At 70.8% G+C, this 17377-nt stretch carries 10 protein-coding genes and 1 tRNA gene; 9 read left to right on the top strand and 2 right to left on the bottom strand.

Annotated elements, in window-relative coordinates:
• Positions 1 to 47: 47 nt before the first annotated feature.
• Positions 48 to 123: transfer RNA gene (locus AVW11_RS32620), tRNA-Thr, on the top strand.
• A 49-nt stretch (positions 124 to 172) separates the two neighbouring features.
• Here AVW11_RS32620 and AVW11_RS32615 read toward each other — a convergent pair.
• Together AVW11_RS32615 and AVW11_RS32610 are read right to left on the bottom strand one after the other, a co-directional pair.
• Positions 173 to 685: a DinB family protein gene (locus tag AVW11_RS32615; protein WP_060177945.1), complete on the bottom strand. Its 513-nt coding sequence runs from the start codon at positions 683 to 685 to the stop codon at positions 173 to 175.
• Between the two features lie 43 nt (positions 686 to 728).
• The gene (locus tag AVW11_RS32610) at positions 729 to 3314 is read right to left on the bottom strand and encodes a SpoIIE family protein phosphatase (protein ID WP_063898484.1); all 2586 of its coding nucleotides are present in this window, start codon (positions 3312 to 3314) and stop codon (positions 729 to 731) included.
• Between the two features lie 168 nt (positions 3315 to 3482).
• On the opposite strand from AVW11_RS32610, the gene AVW11_RS32605 reads away from it, so the two are divergent.
• The 8 genes from AVW11_RS32605 (at position 3483) to AVW11_RS32570 (ending at position 17305) form a co-directional block, all read left to right on the top strand.
• Positions 3483 to 9005, top strand: coding sequence for a HAMP domain-containing protein (locus tag AVW11_RS32605; RefSeq protein WP_206281943.1), 5523 nt, complete (start codon positions 3483 to 3485; stop codon positions 9003 to 9005).
• Between the two features lie 273 nt (positions 9006 to 9278).
• Positions 9279 to 9962, top strand: coding sequence for a response regulator (locus tag AVW11_RS32600; RefSeq protein WP_030853929.1), 684 nt, complete (start codon positions 9279 to 9281; stop codon positions 9960 to 9962).
• A gap of 115 nt (positions 9963 to 10077) precedes the next feature.
• Positions 10078 to 12855 (top strand): FtsK/SpoIIIE family DNA translocase, encoded by a 2778-nt coding sequence (locus tag AVW11_RS32595; RefSeq protein WP_076046834.1) that lies wholly within the window; start codon positions 10078 to 10080, stop codon positions 12853 to 12855.
• 218 nt (positions 12856 to 13073) lie between these two features.
• Complete coding sequence (locus AVW11_RS32590; RefSeq protein WP_060177943.1) at positions 13074 to 13970, top strand: helix-turn-helix domain-containing protein; 897 nt, start codon at positions 13074 to 13076, stop codon at positions 13968 to 13970.
• A 126-nt stretch (positions 13971 to 14096) separates the two neighbouring features.
• On the top strand, positions 14097 to 15602 hold the full coding sequence (gene rimO, locus AVW11_RS32585) for a 30S ribosomal protein S12 methylthiotransferase RimO (RefSeq protein WP_030853938.1): 1506 nt from the start codon (positions 14097 to 14099) through the stop codon (positions 15600 to 15602).
• Positions 15599 to 16255, top strand: coding sequence for a CDP-diacylglycerol--glycerol-3-phosphate 3-phosphatidyltransferase (gene pgsA / locus AVW11_RS32580; RefSeq protein WP_076046833.1), 657 nt, complete (start codon positions 15599 to 15601; stop codon positions 16253 to 16255). Before rimO ends, pgsA begins: the two co-directional genes overlap by 4 nt.
• A 23-nt stretch (positions 16256 to 16278) precedes the next feature.
• Entirely contained in the window at positions 16279 to 16818 is a 540-nt protein-coding gene (locus AVW11_RS32575; RefSeq protein WP_051700710.1) for a CinA family protein, read from the top strand.
• Between the two features lie 109 nt (positions 16819 to 16927).
• The gene (locus tag AVW11_RS32570) at positions 16928 to 17305 is read left to right on the top strand and encodes a helix-turn-helix domain-containing protein (RefSeq protein WP_030853947.1); all 378 of its coding nucleotides are present in this window, start codon (positions 16928 to 16930) and stop codon (positions 17303 to 17305) included.
• Positions 17306 to 17377: the final 72 nt, after the last annotated feature.

Below are 17377 nucleotides of genomic sequence, written 5' to 3'. Positions count from 1 at the left end.
ACTGCAGGGGGGACCCTGTGGGAGAGTAGGACGCCGCCGAACAACCCGCCCTTTTAGCTCAGTCGGTAGAGCGTCTCCATGGTAAGGAGAAGGTCAACGGTTCGATTCCGTTAAAGGGCTCCAAACAAAAAGGCCCCCGCCATCTGGCGGGGGCCTTTTTGCGTTCACGGCATCAGTAGTAGCCCCTCTCGCCGTCCACCAGCTCGCGGATCGCGTCCAAGTGGCCGGCGTGGCGGGCGGTCTCCTCGATCATGTGGAGCATCACCCAGCGCACCGAGGCAGCACCGGCCTTGAACTGCGTATTGCGGCCCGTGTCGTCCAAGGAGAGCGACGCCAGGATCTCGTTCGACACCGCGCACTGGCGGTCGTACTCCTCCAGGAGCCGGCCGAGAGGGACTCCGTCCACCTGCATGTCCGCGTCCTCCACATCCCCGAACTGGGGATTGGTGTCGGAGGGCCGGTCCATCAGCATCACCTCGAACCAGCAGTGCTCGACCCACCGCATGTGGGAGACGAGACCCGCCGCCGTCATCAGAGGAGAAGACGGCAGGACGGGACGGTGCGCGTCCTCGGCGGAGAGGCCCTCGCACTTCCAATGGATGATCGAACGGTGCATGTCGAGCCAGCCCAGCAGCTGGGTGCGTTCGTCGGCGGTGTAATCAGGGCGTGTACGAGGAGTCGGCATGGGCGCCGAGGCTAGCCCACACCCGCCACCATCCGCACCGCGATTAATCGCCCGTCCGCGGCTGGGGTACGCGGAAGGCGAGGATCGCCATGTCGTCCGAGGCGGGCTCGGCCGCGAACCGCTCCACCGCGCGCAGCACCCGGGAGGCGACCGCACCGGCCGTCAGCCCCGTGCACGTCGTGAGGACCTCCGTGAGGCCGTCGTCGCCGAGCATCCGGCTGCCTTCACGCCGCTCGGTCACACCGTCCGTCACGCACAACAGGACGTCACCCGGGTCGAGGATGACGGTCTGCTCGTACAGCTCCAGGTCGTCGATCACACCCAGCAGCGGCTGCGGATCCGCAGCCGCGTCGACCATGCCGTTCGGTCGCAGGCGCAGCGGGAGCGGGTGGCCCGCGCAGACCACCTTCATCACAGCGCCGCCGTCCGCCTGCGGATGAAGCTCGCCGTAGAGGAGGGTGAGGAAGCGGCTGCGCGCCCCCTCGTCGAGGATGGCCGCGTTGAGGCGCTCCAGGACGGCCGGACCGCCCAGGCCCTCGCGGGCCAGCAGGCGCAGCGCGTGCCGGGCCAGGCCCGTCACCGCAGCCGCCTCCGGGCCCGTGCCGCACACATCGCCGATGGCGAAGCCGTACGCGCCGTCGCGGATCGGGAAGACGTCGTAGAAGTCGCCGCCCACCTCGTTGCCCTCGCCGGCCGCGCGGTAGATGACCTCCACCTCCATGCCCGGGATGGCGGGGGAGCCCGGCGGCAGCAGGCTGCGCTGCAGGGAGCGGCTGATCGCGGTGCGCTCGGAGTAGAGGCGGGCGTTGTCCAGGGCGAGCGCGGCCCGGCGCGAGAGGTCCTCGGCGAGTTCCAGGATCTCCTGGCGGAAGTGTTCCTCCCGGGGCTTGCCCAGGGTGAGCATCCCGATGACGCGGTTGCGGGCGAGGAGGGGCAGGACCACCGTCTCGCCGCCGACCGCCAAGGTGGCGTCCGGCCACGGGCGGGCGCCGGCCTCCCGGACCGGCTCGGGCGGGCTGACCCGCGACAGCAGGTCCTTCAAACCGTCGATGCGGTCCTCGTCCTCGTGGAGGACGTAACTGAGGTACGGGTCCGAGGACTGGTCGGCAATGGTGTAGACGGCGCACCAGGTGGCGAGGGTCGGGACGGTCATCTGGGCCATGAGGGCCAGGGTCTGGTCCCGGTCCAGCGTGCCCGCCAGCAGGTCCGAGGCCTCGACGAGGAAGGACAGCGAGCCGCGGCGCAGCCGCTCCAGCTCCCCGAGACGGGCCGACTCCACCGCCAGGGCGATGCGGTCGGCGGCGAACTGGAGGTGGAGCGCCTCCTCGTTCGAGTAGCGGCCGGGGCTCTCGGCGGCGACACCCAGGGAGCCGGTGAGCCGGCCCTCGACCTTCAGGGGGACGGTGACCGCGGAGCGCATGCCGGTGGCGTCCAGGAGCGGAACCGCCCCGGGCACCGCGACGAGGTCGTCGTGGACGGCGGGCATGCGGGCGGAACCGTAGCGGTTGGTACCGGCCTCGACGGGAACACGGGCGAAGCGCTGGCGGGTGGACGGCAGACCGGTGGTGGCGCGCACCTCCAGCTCGGTCTCGTCGTCGGTGGCGAGCAGCAGGAAGGCGGCGTCGGCGTCCAGCAGGTCGCGGGCCCGCTCCACGGTGCGCTGGAGCAGGCCGTCGAGGTCGTCGGGGGCGGGCGAGCCGATGAAGACCTCGAACGGGTCGGCGGCGCGGGGCTCGGTGAAGTGGCCGCCGTCGCCCGAGGGCACCCGTACCGGGCTCTGGAGCAGGGCGCGCTCGTCGTCGTGGACGAGGAGGCAGACGGTGGACGGTTCGCCGTGGGCGTCGCGGACCCGCAGGTGCGAGGCGTAGACCGGGATGACGCGGCCGTCGGCTCCGCGGACGCCGTAGCTGCCCTCCCAGCGGGACAGCCGCAGGGCCTCCGCGATGCCGGTCCCCGTCCCCGGGGTCTGCGGCCAGGCCGCGAGCTCGGCGAGCGGGCGGCCCACCGCCTTCTCCGCGGGGTGCCCGAAGATGTGCTCGGCGTCCTCGTTCCAGGCGGAGACCGCGTCGGCCGAATCGACCTGGAGGACGGCGACGCGGACCCGGCTGTCGGCGAGAGGGAGCATCCGGTCCGGGACGACCGGGCCCGCAGAGCGGGTACCGACCGGCCGGTCTGGCAGATCGAGGCGGAACCAGACGTGCTTGTGGGTGGCGGTGTACTCGACGCCCCACCGGGTGGCCAGGGCGGCGCAGAGCATCAGCCCGCGGCCGTTCTCGCGGTCGGGGTCGGCGTACGGGCGCTCGCCGGGATGCCGCAGCGGCAGCCCCCGCTCCGGGTAGCGGTCGGCGACCTCGACGCGCACGCCGTCCTCGGTGCGCAGGCACAGGACCTCGGCCCTGGTTCCGGCGTGGACCACGGCATTGGTGACGAGCTCACTGGTGAGGACCACCGCGTCGTCGACGATGTCCGCGAAGCCCCAGCCCTGCAGGGTGTCGCGGACGAACGCGCGAGCGGCGGCGACCGAGCGCCCGAGGGGGTCGAAGCTGGCAGCCGCCCGTGCCGTGATCACGAATCTCCTTCGACGCGGTTGGACATCGGTTGCCAGGTTACTTACCTTCGCGGACGGCATGGTGCCGTCGTCCGGGAATCCACTCGCAGGGTACGGCGGGTGTGCGATGGTGCCGAAGTGTTATGGCCGGGTTCGGCCAGGGTGAAACACTGGGCAGGCTTGTAGAGCCGGCTTGTGATGAGCCAGGTGTCCGGTGGAACAGCGGTCGACCCTTTCGGGAGGGACACGGTGGAGTCTGGCGCAGTGGTGCGGCGTACGGGGACGCGGCCGAAGGGCGGGCGGTCCCGGCGCGGCGGCACGACAGAGGTCGATACCGCCGCTCTGAACCGGCTGCTCACGGCCCTGGTGTCGATGCGGGACGGAAACTTCCGCAAGCGGTTGACGGTGTCCGGCGAAGGCGTGATGGCGGAGATCGCCGCCGTCTACAACGAGGTCGCCGACCGCAACCTCCACCTGACAGGGGAGCTGTCCCGGGTCCGGCGGATGGTGGGCCGTGAGGGCAAGCTCAGCGAACGGCTGGAAACGGGCGCCTGTGAGGGCTCCTGGGCGGCTGCGATCGACGCCTCGAACCAGCTCGTCGACGACCTGGCACGACCGGTGTCCGAGGTGGGACGGGTGCTGTCGGCGGTGGCCGAGGGCGACCTGGACCAGCGGATGGACCTGCGGACGCAGACCGCCGACGGGGCCGGGCATCCGCTGCGCGGCGAGTTCCTGAAGGTCGGCCGCACCGTGAACAACCTGGTCGACCAGTTGTCCGCGTTCACCGACGAGGTGACGCGCGTGGCGCTGGAGGTGGGTACCGAGGGCAAGCTCGGCGGCCAGGCCCAGGTGCGCGGAATGTCCGGTTCCTGGAAGGATCTGACCGACTCCGTCAACACGATGGCGTACCGGCTCACCGCGCAGGTGCGTGACATCGCCCTCGTCACGACGGCGGTCGCCAAGGGCGACCTGTCGCGCAAGGTCACCGTGCACGTGGCCGGCGAGATGCTCCAGCTGAAGAACACCGTGAACACCATGGTGGACCAGCTGTCCTCCTTCTCCTCCGAGGTGACGAGGGTCGCCCGGGAGGTGGGCACGGAGGGCGAGCTGGGCGGCCAGGCCAAGGTGCCCGGCGTCGCAGGTGTGTGGAAGGACCTGACCGACTCCGTCAACACCATGGCCGGGAACCTGACGGCCCAGGTGCGCGGGATCGCGCAGGTGACGACGGCGGTCGCCAACGGCGACCTGTCGCAGAAGGTGCGGGTCAGCGCGCGCGGCGAGGTCGCGCAGCTGGCCGAAACGATCAACCAGATGACGGAGACGCTGCGGACCTTCGCGGACGAGGTCACGCGCGTGGCCAGCGAGGTCGGCGCCAAGGGCCTGCTGGGCGGTCAGGCGCAGGTGCCGGGGGCGGCGGGGACGTGGAAGGACCTCACCGACTCGGTGAACACGGTCTTCCGCAACCTCACCACCCAGGTGCGCGACATCGCTCAGGTGACGACGGCGGTGGCCAACGGCGACCTGTCGCAGAAGGTCACGGTCGACGTCGCCGGCGAGATGCTGGAGCTGAAGAACACCGTCAACACGATGGTCGACCAGCTCCAGTCCTTCGGTGCGGAAGTGACGCGCGTGGCCCGCGAGGTCGGCGTCGAGGGCGAGCTGGGCGGTCAGGCCCAGGTGCCCGGGGCGGCGGGCACGTGGAAGGACCTCACCGACTCGGTGAACACCGCCTTCCGCAACCTCACCGGGCAGGTCCGCAACATCGCGCAGGTGACGACGGCGGTGGCCAACGGCGACCTGTCGCAGAAGGTCACGGTGGACGTCTCCGGTGAGATGCTCCAGCTGAAGAACACCGTGAACACCATGGTCGACCAGCTGTCGTCCTTCGCGGACCAGGTCACGCGGATGGCGCGGGACGTGGGTACGGAGGGCCGGCTCGGCGGCCAGGCCAGGGTCGAGGGGGTCTCGGGCACCTGGAAGGAGCTCACCGACTCCGTCAACTTCATGGCCGGGAACCTGACCTCGCAGGTGCGTCAGATCGCGCAGGTGACCACGGCGGTGGCGCGCGGCGACCTGTCGCAGAAGATCGACGTGGACGCCCGGGGCGAGATCCTGGAGCTGAAGAACACCATCAACACGATGGTCGACCAGCTCTCGGCCTTCGCCGAGCAGGTGACCCGGGTGGCCCGGGACGTGGGTACCGAGGGCCGCCTCGGCGGGCAGGCGCAGGTACCGGGCGTGGCCGGCGTGTGGCGTGACCTGACGGACTCGGTGAACGGCATGGCCGGGAACCTGACCTCGCAGGTGCGCAACATCGCCCAGGTCGCGACGGCCGTGGCGCGCGGCGACCTGTCGCAGAAGATCGACGTGGACGCCCGGGGCGAGATCCTGGAGCTGAAGAACACGCTCAACACGATGGTCGACCAGCTCTCGAACTTCGCCGAGCAGGTGACCCGGGTGGCCCGGGAGGTGGGCACAGAGGGCATCCTCGGCGGTCAGGCGGAGGTCAAGGGTGTCTCCGGCACCTGGAAGGACCTCACCCAGTCCGTCAACTTCATGGCCAACAACCTGACCTCGCAGGTGCGCAACATCGCCGAGGTCACGACGGCGGTCGCCATGGGCGACCTCTCCAAGAAGATCACCGTCGACGCCAAGGGCGAGATCCTCGAACTGGTCACGACCGTCAACACGATGGTGGACCAGCTGTCCTCCTTCGCCGAGCAGGTGACCCGGGTGGCCCGCGAGGTGGGTACCGAGGGCATCCTCGGCGGTCAGGCGCGGGTCCGCGGGGTCACCGGCATCTGGAAGGACCTCAGCGACAACGTCAACACGATGGCGGGGAACCTGACGGCCCAGGTGCGCGGGATCGCCCAGGTCTCGGCGGCCGTCGCCAACGGCGACCTGACGAAGAAGGTGACGGTCGAGGCGCGCGGCGAGGTCGCGCAGCTCGCCGACACCGTCAACACGATGGTGAAGACCCTGTCGTCCTTCGCCGACGAGGTGACGCGGGTGGCCCGCGAGGTGGGCACCGAGGGCCGGCTCGGCGGGCAGGCGCACGTGCCGGGCGTCTCGGGGACGTGGAAGGACCTCACCGACTCGGTGAACTTCATGGCCTCCAACCTCACCGGTCAGGTGCGGCAGATCGCCATGGTCACGACCGCCATCGCCAAGGGCGACATGACCAAGAAGATCGACATCGACGCCCGGGGCGAGATCCTGGAGCTCAAGACCACCATCAACACGATGGTCGACCAGCTCTCCTCCTTCGCCGACCAGGTGACGCGGGTGGCCCGCGAGGTGGGCACCGAGGGCATCCTGGGCGGCCAGGCCCGGGTCCGTGACGTCGACGGCACCTGGCGGGACCTGACCGAGTCCGTGAACGAGATGGCCGGCAACCTCACCCGGCAGGTGCGCGCGATCGCGGCCGTGGCGACCGCGGTGACCCGCGGCGACCTCAGCCTGAAGGTCGACGTGGACGCGGCGGGCGAGATCCAGGTCCTCCAGGACAACATCAACACGATGATCGTCAACCTGCGCGACACCACCCTGGCCAACAAGGAGCAGGACTGGCTCAAGGGCAACCTGGCCCGCATCTCCGCGCTCATGCAGGGCCGCCGCGACCTCGACGACGTCGCCTCGCTGATCATGAGCGAGCTGACGCCGGTGGTCTCCGCGCAGCACGGCGCCTTCTTCCTGGCGGTGCCGGCCGGCGGCACCACCGACATCGGGACGGAGAGCGGCGCGGACAGCTCGTACGAGCTGCGGATGCGCGGCAGCTACGCGTACGCGGGCGGGCAGATGCCGATCTCCTTCCGGCCGGGGGAGGGGCTGATCGGGGCGGTCGCCGAGGAGAAGCGGACGATCCTCGTCGAGAACACCCCGCCCGGCTACCTGAAGATCTCCTCGGGCCTCGGCGAGGCCCCGCCGGCACACGTGATCGTGCTGCCGGTGCTCTTCGAGGGGAAGGTGCTCGGCGTCATCGAGCTGGCCTCCTTCACGCCCTTCACGCAGATCCAGAAGGACTTCCTCAGCCAGATCGCCGAGATGATCGGTACGAGCGTCAACACCATCAGCGTCAACTCCAAGACGGAGATGCTGCTGAAGCAGTCGCAGGAGATGACCGAGCAGCTGCGCGAGCGCTCCGACGAGCTGGAGAACCGGCAGAAGGCCCTCCAGGCCGCCAACGCGGAGCTGGAGGAGAAGGCCGAACTGCTGGCCCAGCAGAACCGCGACATCGAGGTGAAGAACACCGAGATCGAGGAGGCCCGGCAGGTCCTGGAGGAGCGCGCCGAGCAGCTCGCGGTCTCGATGCGCTACAAGTCCGAGTTCCTGGCGAACATGTCGCACGAGCTGCGCACCCCGCTCAACTCGCTGCTGATCCTGGCCAAGCTGCTCGCCGACAACGCGGACGAGAACCTCTCGCCGAAGCAGGTGGAGTTCGCCGAGACCATCCACGGCGCCGGCAGTGACCTGCTCCAGCTGATCAACGACATCCTCGACCTGTCCAAGGTCGAGGCCGGGAAGATGGACGTCTCGCCGACCCGGATCGCGCTGGTCCAGCTCGTGGACTACGTCGAGGCGACCTTCCGGCCGCTGACGGCCGAGAAGGGCCTCGACTTCTCGGTGCGGGTCTCCCCGGAGCTGCCCGCGACCCTGCACACCGACGAGCAGCGGCTGCTGCAGGTGCTGCGCAACCTGCTGTCGAACGCGGTGAAGTTCACCGACACCGGTGCGGTGGAGCTGGTGATCCGGCCCGCCGGGGCCGATGTGCCCACCGAGATCCGCGAGCAGCTGCTGGAGGCCGGTTCGCTGCGGGAGGCGGACGCGGACCTGATCGCCTTCTCCGTCACCGACACCGGCATCGGGATCGCCGCGAGCAAGATGCTGGTGATCTTCGAGGCCTTCAAGCAGGCGGACGGGACCACGAGCCGCAAGTACGGCGGCACCGGGCTCGGGCTGTCCATCAGCCGGGAGATCGCCCGGCTGCTGGGCGGTGAGATCCACGCGGCGAGCGAACCGGGCCGCGGCTCCACCTTCACGCTGTACCTGCCGCTGCACCCGAGCGAGCTGCCGCCGCAGGGATACGCGCCGCCCACGCCCGGCAGCGCCCGCGGCGAGCTGTACCGCCGGTCCCTCGACGGGGCCCAGCCCGGGCTGCCGGTGCTGCCGGCCGGGCCCGCGGCCGCGCCGGCGGCGCCGCCGCAGCCCGTGCGGTCCGCGCCGCCGGAGGCCGGCGCGGGACAGGGCGGGGCCGCGCTGTTCCGGCGCCGCCGCAAGGCGCTGAGCGATCTGGAGCCGCGTACCGCGGTGCCGGGGCAGCCGAAGGCGGCGGGTGCGGAGGATGCCTGGGACGCCGCGCAGGAGGAGGTTCCGGCGGTGGCGCGGACGTACGACTTCCGCGGCGAGCGGGTGCTCATCGTGGACGACGACGTCCGCAACGTCTTCGCGCTCACCAGCGTGCTGGAGCAGCACGGGCTGGCGGTGCTGTACGCGGAGAACGGGCGCGAGGGCATCGAGGTCCTGGAGCAGCACGACGACGTGAAGGTCGTGCTGATGGACATCATGATGCCCGAGATGGACGGGTACGCCACGACCTCGGCGATCCGGCGGATGCCGCAGTTCGCCGGCCTGCCCATCATCGCGCTCACGGCCAAGGCGATGAAGGGGGACCGGGAGAAGGCGATCGACTCCGGTGCTTCCGACTACGTCACCAAGCCGGTCGACCCGGATTACCTGTTGTCGGTCATGGAGCAGTGGATGCGGGGCAAGTGACGGGAGCAAGAGCGCGGGGGAGCCGACCGCTGACACGCTGTGGCCGTGGGGTGTGGAAGGGCGGTGAACGGGGAACCTTCTGCTCTCCCACCGCGTTTCTGCTTCGTGCACAGTGACATCTTGGTGACAGGGTGTGGCGACCTCGGGACTGGGGCTACGATGACCGGCACAAGGACGGACGGCGCACGGGTGTCGTCCTCTGGGGCGGGGCCCGGCGCACAGGCCGGTGCCAGGAGCCGGGGAGGCCCCGTGCCGGGGCGAGGAGGACAGGGCATGGTGCAGAAGGCCAAGATCCTCCTGGTCGACGACCGGCCGGAGAATCTGCTGGCGTTGGAGGCCATCCTCTCCGCGCTCGATCAGACACTGGTCCGGGCGTCGTCGGGGGAGGAGGCGCTCAAAGCGCTGCTCACGGACGATTTCGCGGTCATCCTGCTGGATGTCCAGATGCCGGGTATGGACGGGTTCGAGACGGCCGCGCACATCAAGCGGCGGGAACGGACCCGGGACATCCCGATCATCTTCCTCACCGCGATCAACCACGGTCCGCACCACACCTTCCGGGGCTACGCGGCTGGTGCGGTCGACTACATCTCCAAGCCGTTCGATCCGTGGGTCTTGCGGGCGAAGGTCTCCGTCTTCGTGGAGCTGTATACGAAGAATTGCCAACTGCGGGAGCAGGCGGCCCTGCTGAGGCTCCAGCTGGAGGGCAGCGGCTCCAACGGCATGGACGCCGGCAAGGAGACGGCGGGCCTGCTGGCCGAGCTCTCCGCGCGGCTCGCGGCGGTCGAGGAGCAGGCCGAGGCGCTGAGCAAGCAGCTCGGCGAGGACGCGGCCGACGCCGGGGTCGTGGCGACCGCGGCGCACCTGGAACGCAAACTCACCGGGCTGCGGCGGGCACTGGACGCGCTGGAGCCCGGGAGCGCCGGGGGCGCTCCGGCGCTTCCCTCGCAGAACTGACCGCGTCCGCGTCGGGCTTGGCGGAGCGTCAAAGTCCCTACCCCGGCGACGACACGAACGGGTGAAGGGGTGGGCACGCGTGTCCACCGGCGCGCGCACCGGTAACCTCGGGCCCATGGCCTCACGTACGTCCGGCAAGGGTTCCCCGAGCGCAGCGGGCACCGCGAAGGGCCGCACCGGCCGTACGGCGGCGCCCGCCAAGAAGGCGGCCCCCGCACGCAAGCCCCCGGCGAAGAAGGCCGCGGCCGCCAAGCGCGCCCCGGCCAGGAAGGCGGCGGCCAAGCCCGTGCCGTCCCCGACGAGCGGTGTGCTGCGACTGGTGCGGGCCCTGTGGCTGGGCTGCGCGCACGCGGTCGGCGCGGTCTTCCGCGGTATCGGCCACGGGGCCAGGAACCTCGACCCCGCCCACCGCAAGGACGGCGTCGCGCTGCTGCTCCTCGCTCTCGCGCTGATCGTCGCGGCCGGTACCTGGTCGAACCTGAGCGGCCCCGTCGGGGACCTGGTGACCATGCTGATCACCGGTCTCTTCGGACGGCTGGACCTGCTCGTGCCGATACTGCTCGGCGTCATGGCGGTACGTTTCATCCGCCACCCCGAACAGAGCGACGCCAACGGCCGGATCGGCGTCGGGCTGTCCGCCCTGGTCATCGGCGTCCTCGGCCTGGTCCACATCGCCTGCGGAGCGCCCGGCCGCGACGAGGGCACCACCGCCATGCAGAACGCCGGCGGGCTCATCGGCTGGGGCGCCTCCAAGCCGCTGATCTTCACCATGGGCGCGCCGCTGGCCGTTCCCATGCTGGTGCTGCTGACGATCTTCGGGCTGCTCGTGGTCACCGCGACCCCCGTCAACGCGATCCCGCAGCGCCTGCGCCGGCTCGGCATCCGGCTCGGGATCATCGCCCCCAACGAGTACGACGAGGGCTACGGGGAGGAGGCCGCGGGCGGCCCCGCCGCCCGGCACGACCCGGATCAGTGGCGGGCCCGCTCGGGCGCCGGTTCCGGCGACCCCGCGGACTCCGCCGAGGAGGAGGCTCTGGCCCGGCGGCGCCGACCGCGCAAGACCGCCGCCCGGCCGGCGATCGACCGGGAGATGGACGCCGTCGACGTGGCCGCGGCGGCCGCCGCCGCCCTCGACGGGGCCGTCTACGGCGGAATGCCGCCCTCCCCGCTCGTCGCCGACCTCACACAGGGCATCACCGCCGAGCGGGAGGGCGTGGAGGTCACCGCTCCGGTGCCGACCGCCCGCGGTGGGCGCTCCGCCGAACCCGCCGCTCCCGCGGCCGGCGCGGAGTCCGCCGAGCAACCGCACGCCACCACCGCGGCGGCTTCCGGCACACTGGCGGTACCCGACCTGACCAAGGCTCCGCCGCAGGCCCAGCCGCTGCCGCCGCGCGCCGAGCAGCTCCAGCTGCGCGGGGACATCACGTACTCCCTGCCCTCGCTGGACCTGCTGGAGAAGGGCGGCCCCGGCAAGACCCGCAGCGCCGCCAACGACGCCGTGGTCGCGGCCCTTCGCAACGTGTTCACCGAGTTCAAGGTGGACGCGGACGTCACCGGCTTCACCCGGGGCCCGACGGTCACCCGTTACGAGGTCACCCTCGGCGCGGCCGTGAAGGTCGAGCGGATCACGGCCCTGACCAAGAACATCGCCTACGCCGTGGCCAGCCCCGACGTCCGGATCATCAGCCCGATCCCGGGCAAGTCCGCGGTCGGCATCGAGATCCCCAACACCGACCGCGAGATGGTCAACCTGGGCGACGTCCTGCGCCTCGCGGACGCGGCCGAGGACGACCACCCGATGCTGGTCGCGCTCGGCAAGGACGTCGAGGGCGGCTACGTCATGGCGAACCTCGCCAAGATGCCGCACGTGCTGGTCGCCGGCGCCACCGGCTCCGGCAAGTCCTCCTGCATCAACTGCCTGATCACCTCGGTCATGGTCCGGGCCACCCCGGAGGACGTCCGGATGGTCCTCGTCGACCCCAAGCGGGTCGAGCTGACGGCGTACGAGGGCATCCCGCACCTGATCACGCCGATCATCACCAACCCCAAGCGGGCCGCCGAGGCGCTCCAGTGGGTCGTGCGCGAGATGGACCTGCGCTACGACGACCTCGCCGCCTTCGGCTACCGCCACATCGACGACTTCAACCAGGCCATCCGGGACGGGAAGATCAAGCTCCCGCCGGGCAGCGAGCGGGAGCTCAGCCCCTACCCGTACCTGCTGGTGATCGTCGACGAGCTGGCGGACCTGATGATGGTGGCCCCGCGCGACGTCGAGGACTCCATCGTCCGCATCACCCAGCTGGCCCGCGCCGCCGGCATCCACCTGGTGCTCGCCACCCAGCGGCCCTCGGTGGACGTGGTGACGGGACTGATCAAGGCGAACGTGCCCTCGCGGCTCGCCTTCGCCACCTCCTCCCTCGCCGACAGCCGGGTCATCCTCGACCAGCCCGGTGCCGAGAAGCTCATCGGCAAGGGCGACGGGCTGTTCCTGCCGATGGGTGCGAACAAGCCCGTCCGCCTCCAGGGCGCCTTCGTCACCGAGGACGAGATCGCCGGGATCGTCCAGCACTGCAAGGACCAGATGGCGCCGGTCTTCCGGGACGACGTCACCGTCGGGCAGAAGCAGAAGAAGGAGATCGACGAGGACATCGGCGACGATCTGGACCTGCTGTGCCAGGCGGCGGAGCTCGTCGTCACCACCCAGTTCGGCTCCACCTCGATGCTCCAGCGCAAGCTGCGGGTGGGCTTCGCGAAGGCCGGCCGGCTCATGGACCTGATGGAGTCGCGGGGCATTGTCGGCCCGAGCGAGGGTTCGAAGGCGCGGGACGTCCTGCTGAAGGCCGACGAGCTGGACGGGGTGCTGGCGGTCATCCGCGGCGAGACGCATTCGTAGTGAAATCGCGGGCAACCGTTTCCCTTGGGCCCGCGTCAAGTTGAACGGAGGGGCGGCGCCGCGCACGACGCGCGTACGGCGTCGGGCCGCCACGCCGAAGGGGACCTCCCGTCGCCATTCGTATGGCGTAGGAAGGGCACCCTCCGGTTGCTCCACCCTTTCGTCACCCCCCTAGACTGGACATCCAGCAGGTGGCTACACGCTCGAAAGGCGCCCTTGTGTCCATCGGCAACTCCAACTCCCCCGAAGAAGACCGGCCTTCGACCGACGACCGGTCCGAGGACCGTCTCGTCGAACGTTCCGTCGAAGAGCCGTCCATCGGGACGGCCCTCAAGAAGGCCCGGATCGCCGCCGGGCTCACAGTCGACGAGGTCAGTTCCCTCACCCGCGTGCGCATCCCGATCGTGCACGCGATCGAAGAGGACGACTTCACCCGGTGCGGCGGCGACGTCTACGCCCGCGGTCACATCCGGACGCTCGCCCGCGCCGTCCACCTCGACCCGGCACCCCTGGTCGAGAGCTACGACGCGGCCCACGGCGGCCGGCCGGCACCCACGCCCGCCGCGCCGATGTTCGAGGCCGAGCGGATCCGTCCCGAGCGGCAGCGGCCCAACTGGACCGCGGCCATGGTCGCCGCCATCGTCGCCGTGATCGGCTTCGTGGGCTTCACCGCCTTCAGCGGCGACGCCGAGAAGGAAAAGCGCCCGGTGGCGGAGGGATCCGCCTCCCCCAAGCCCGCACCCACGCAGACCGGCGGCAAGCCGGCCGCGCAGCCCTCGCAGGTCCCGCCGGCCGCGAAGCCGGAGCCCTCGGACAGCGCCATCGCCGCCGCGCCCAAGGATCTCGTCACGGTCGTCCTGACGGCCGACACGGGCGAGAGCTGGATCTCCGCGAAGGACTCCACGGGCCGGCTCCTCTTCGACGGAACCCTCGTCCAGGGCGAGTCGAAGACCTTCACGGACAAGGAGTCCGTCGACCTCGTACTCGGCGACGCCGGGGTCGTGAAGCTCTTCGTGAACGGCAAGGAGATCAAGGACGACTTCCAGCCGGGTCAGGTGGAACGGCTCACCTACACCAAGGAGGACCCCTCCCAGGGCCAGCCGCAGGCGGGCTGACCGAGGGGCCGCCCCAGGGCGGAAGGCGTGAACCGAGATCCCCGGGGTGCTGCGAGCACCCCGGGGATCTTGGTGTGCGGGGACGTGCGGCTGGGGCCCGCGCCGGGACGAAGTAGTCTTGAGTCCATGCCCGAACGCCGTACCGTCGCCCTTGTCACTCTTGGCTGCGCCCGTAACGAGGTGGACTCGGAGGAGCTCGCAGGCCGCTTGGCGGCGGATGGCTGGGAGCTCGTCGAGGACGCCGCCGACGCGGACGTAGCCGTCGTCAACACCTGTGGCTTCGTCGAAGCCGCCAAGAAGGACTCCGTAGACGCCCTGCTGGAAGCCAACGATCTCAAGGATCACGGCAAGACCCAGGCCGTCGTCGCCGTCGGCTGCATGGCCGAGCGCTACGGCAAGGAGCTCGCCGAGGCCCTCCCCGAGGCCGACGGGGTCCTCGGCTTCGACGACTACGCCGACATCTCCAACCGCCTCCAGCTCATCCTCAGCGGCGGCAGTGTCGAAGCCCACACCCCGCGCGACCGCCGCCAGCTGCTGCCGATCAGCCCCGCCGCGCGCCAGGCCGCCGACGTCGCCCTCCCCGGGCACGCCCAGGCGCCCGCGGAGGAGCCCGCCGAGGCCCCCGCGGACCTGCCCGAGGGTGTCGCGCCCGCCTCCGGCCCGCGCGCCCCGCTGCGCCGCCGCCTGGACAAGAGCCCGGTGGCCTCGGTCAAGCTGGCCTCCGGCTGCGACCGGCGCTGCTCCTTCTGCGCCATCCCGTCCTTCCGCGGGTCCTTCATCTCCCGCCGTCCCGCCGACGTGCTGGGCGAGACCCGCTGGCTCGCCGAGCAGGGCGTCAAGGAGATCATGCTGGTCTCCGAGAACAACACCTCGTACGGCAAGGACCTCGGCGACATCCGCCTGCTGGAGACCCTGCTGCCCGAGCTCGCCGCCGTCGACGGCATCGAGCGCGTCCGGGTCAGCTACCTCCAGCCCGCCGAGATGCGCCCGGGCCTGATCGACGTGCTGACCTCGACCCCCAAGGTCGTGCCCTACTTCGACCTCTCCTTCCAGCACTCCGCCCCCGACGTGCTGCGCGCCATGCGCCGCTTCGGCGACACCGACCGCTTCCTGGAGCTGCTGGACACCATCCGCTCCAAGGCCCCGCAGGCCGGTGTCCGCTCGAACTTCATCGTGGGCTTCCCCGGCGAGACCGAAGCCGACTTCGCCGAGCTGGAGCGTTTCCTCACCCACGCCCGCCTCGACGCGATCGGCGTCTTCGGCTACTCCGACGAGGACGGCACCGAGGCCGTCACCTACGAGAACAAGCTGGACGAGGACACGATCGCCGAGCGCCTGGCGCACATGCAGCGCCTCGCCGAGGAGCTCACCGCCCAGCGTGCGGAGGAGCGGATCGGGGAGACCCTGGAAGTGCTGGTGGAGACGGTCGTCCCGTTCGACGAGGCCGAGGAGGGCGAGGGCGCCTACGGGCGCGCCGCGCACCAGGCCCCCGAAACCGACGGCCAGGTCGTCTTCACCGACGGCACGGGCCTGGTCCCCGGGCGTATCGTCACGGCGAAGGTCGTCGGCACCCTGGGAGTGGACCTGGTGGCCGAGCCCCTGGACCTGGACCTCGAGGAGGCGGCCGGATGACCGGTGTCCCGGCATCTGCGGCGGGCGGGACCGGCCGCCGGCCCGTACCCGGCGCGAAGCTGGGGGCCGCGGCGGTCAATCAGGCCAGCCTGTGGAACATCGCCAACATCCTGACGATGATCCGGCTCGTGCTGGTGCCGGGATTCGTCCTGCTGCTGCTCGCCGACGGCGGCTACGACCCGGCCTGGCGGGCCTGGGCCTGGGCGGCGTTCGCCGTCGCCATGATCACGGACATCTTCGACGGGCACCTGGCCCGGACGTACAACCTGGTCACGGACTTCGGCAAGATCGCCGACCCCATCGCCGACAAGGCGATCATGGGGTCGGCGCTGATCTGCCTCTCCTGGCTGGGCGACCTCCCGTGGTGGGTGACCGGGGTGATCCTCGGACGGGAGCTCGGCATCACGCTGCTGCGCTTCTGGGTCATCCGCTACGGCGTGATTCCGGCCAGCCGCGGCGGCAAGCTGAAGACGCTGGCCCAGGGCACGGCCGTGGGCATGTACGTCCTGGCCCTGACCGGTGCGCTGGCGACGATGCGCTTCTGGGTGATGGCCATCGCGGTCGTGCTGACCGTCGTCACCGGTTTGGACTACATCCGCCAGGCGATCGTGCTCCGGCGCCAGGGTCTCGCCGCGGAGCGGGCCGCGCGGTGACAGGCGAGGCGGGGGAGTCTCCGGTGGCGCGGGGGCGCGCCGGAGCGAGCGGGGGGCGCACGCCCGCCGCGTACGCGCTCCAGCTCCTTGCGGAGAGTGACCAGACCGTCGCGGTCGCGGAATCCCTGACCGGCGGCATGGTCGCGGCGGAGTTCACGGCGGTCCCCGGCGCCTCCCGGTCGTTCCGCGGTTCGGTCACCGCGTACGCGACGGAGATCAAGCACCGGGTCCTGGGAGTGGACGCGGACCTGCTGGCGGCCGAAGGCGCGGTGAACGCGCAGGTCGCGGCCGAGATGGCGGCCGGTGTGCGGCGGGTCATGGGCGCGTCCTGGGGGATCGCGACGACCGGCGTGGCCGGCCCCGACCCGCAGGACGGGCAGCCGGTGGGAACGGTTTTCGTCGCCGTGGACGGTCCGGTGGGCAGGAAAACGGTCCGTCTGAGGTTGAACGGCTCCCGCGCGGAAATCCGTAGGGAGAGTGCACGGACAGTGCTCGAGCTTCTCGCGGACGAACTCCGTGAGAATGCGCGGGGGCAGGATACGGAACAGAACGGGGGGATTTGATGTTTGCAGCCCTGAGTGAACACGACATCGCTCCCCGCACGGCCGCGGCGCGAGGCGGTACGGTGGGGCGTGAAGGATGCGGCTACACGGTCAGAGGAGGGAGCCACCGATGATTCTGCTCCGTCGCCTGCTGGGTGACGTGCTGCGTCGGCAGCGCCAGCGCCAGGGCCGTACTCTGCGCGAAGTCTCCTCGTCGGCCCGAGTTTCGCTCGGCTATCTCTCCGAGGTGGAGCGGGGGCAGAAGGAGGCATCCTCCGAGCTGCTCTCCGCGATCTGCGACGCGTTGGACGTACGGATGTCCGAGCTGATGCGCGAAGTCAGTGATGAACTGTCGCTCGCTGAGCTGGCACAGTCGGCCGCGGCAAGCGAACCGGTCACCGTACCGGTCCGCCCGATGCTCAATTCGGTCTCGATGGCTTCGGTCACCGGTCCGGAACGAGTGACCATCAAGGCGCCTGCGGAAGCGGTGAATGTCGTAGCCGCGTGAGCGAGCACGGGCGTGTTTGAGCTTGGCCGGAGCCCCGGCCGGTGCGTGGAGCACCGGCCGGGGCTCCCGGCC

The organism is Streptomyces amritsarensis, assembly GCF_001953875.1.
GTDB classification, from domain to species: domain Bacteria; phylum Actinomycetota; class Actinomycetes; order Streptomycetales; family Streptomycetaceae; genus Streptomyces; species Streptomyces amritsarensis.
This window is presented reverse-complemented; position numbering and strand designations above follow the sequence as displayed.

Bases quoted from the DNA above. Each gene is read 5' to 3' on its own strand.
- rimO (WP_030853938.1), top strand. From the start codon at position 14,097: ATGCCCGAACGCCGTACCGTCGCCCTTGTCACTCTTGGCTGCGCCCGT.
- AVW11_RS32570 (WP_030853947.1), top strand. From the start codon at position 16,928: ATGATTCTGCTCCGTCGCCTGCTGGGTGACGTGCTGCGTCGGCAGCGC.
- AVW11_RS32610 (WP_063898484.1), bottom strand. From the start codon at position 3,314: ATGCCGTCCGCGAAGGTAAGTAACCTGGCAACCGATGTCCAACCGCGT.
- AVW11_RS32595 (WP_076046834.1), top strand. From the start codon at position 10,078: ATGGCCTCACGTACGTCCGGCAAGGGTTCCCCGAGCGCAGCGGGCACC.
- AVW11_RS32615 (WP_060177945.1), bottom strand. From the start codon at position 685: ATGCCGACTCCTCGTACACGCCCTGATTACACCGCCGACGAACGCACC.
- AVW11_RS32600 (WP_030853929.1), top strand. From the start codon at position 9,279: ATGGTGCAGAAGGCCAAGATCCTCCTGGTCGACGACCGGCCGGAGAAT.
- pgsA (WP_076046833.1), top strand. From the start codon at position 15,599: ATGACCGGTGTCCCGGCATCTGCGGCGGGCGGGACCGGCCGCCGGCCC.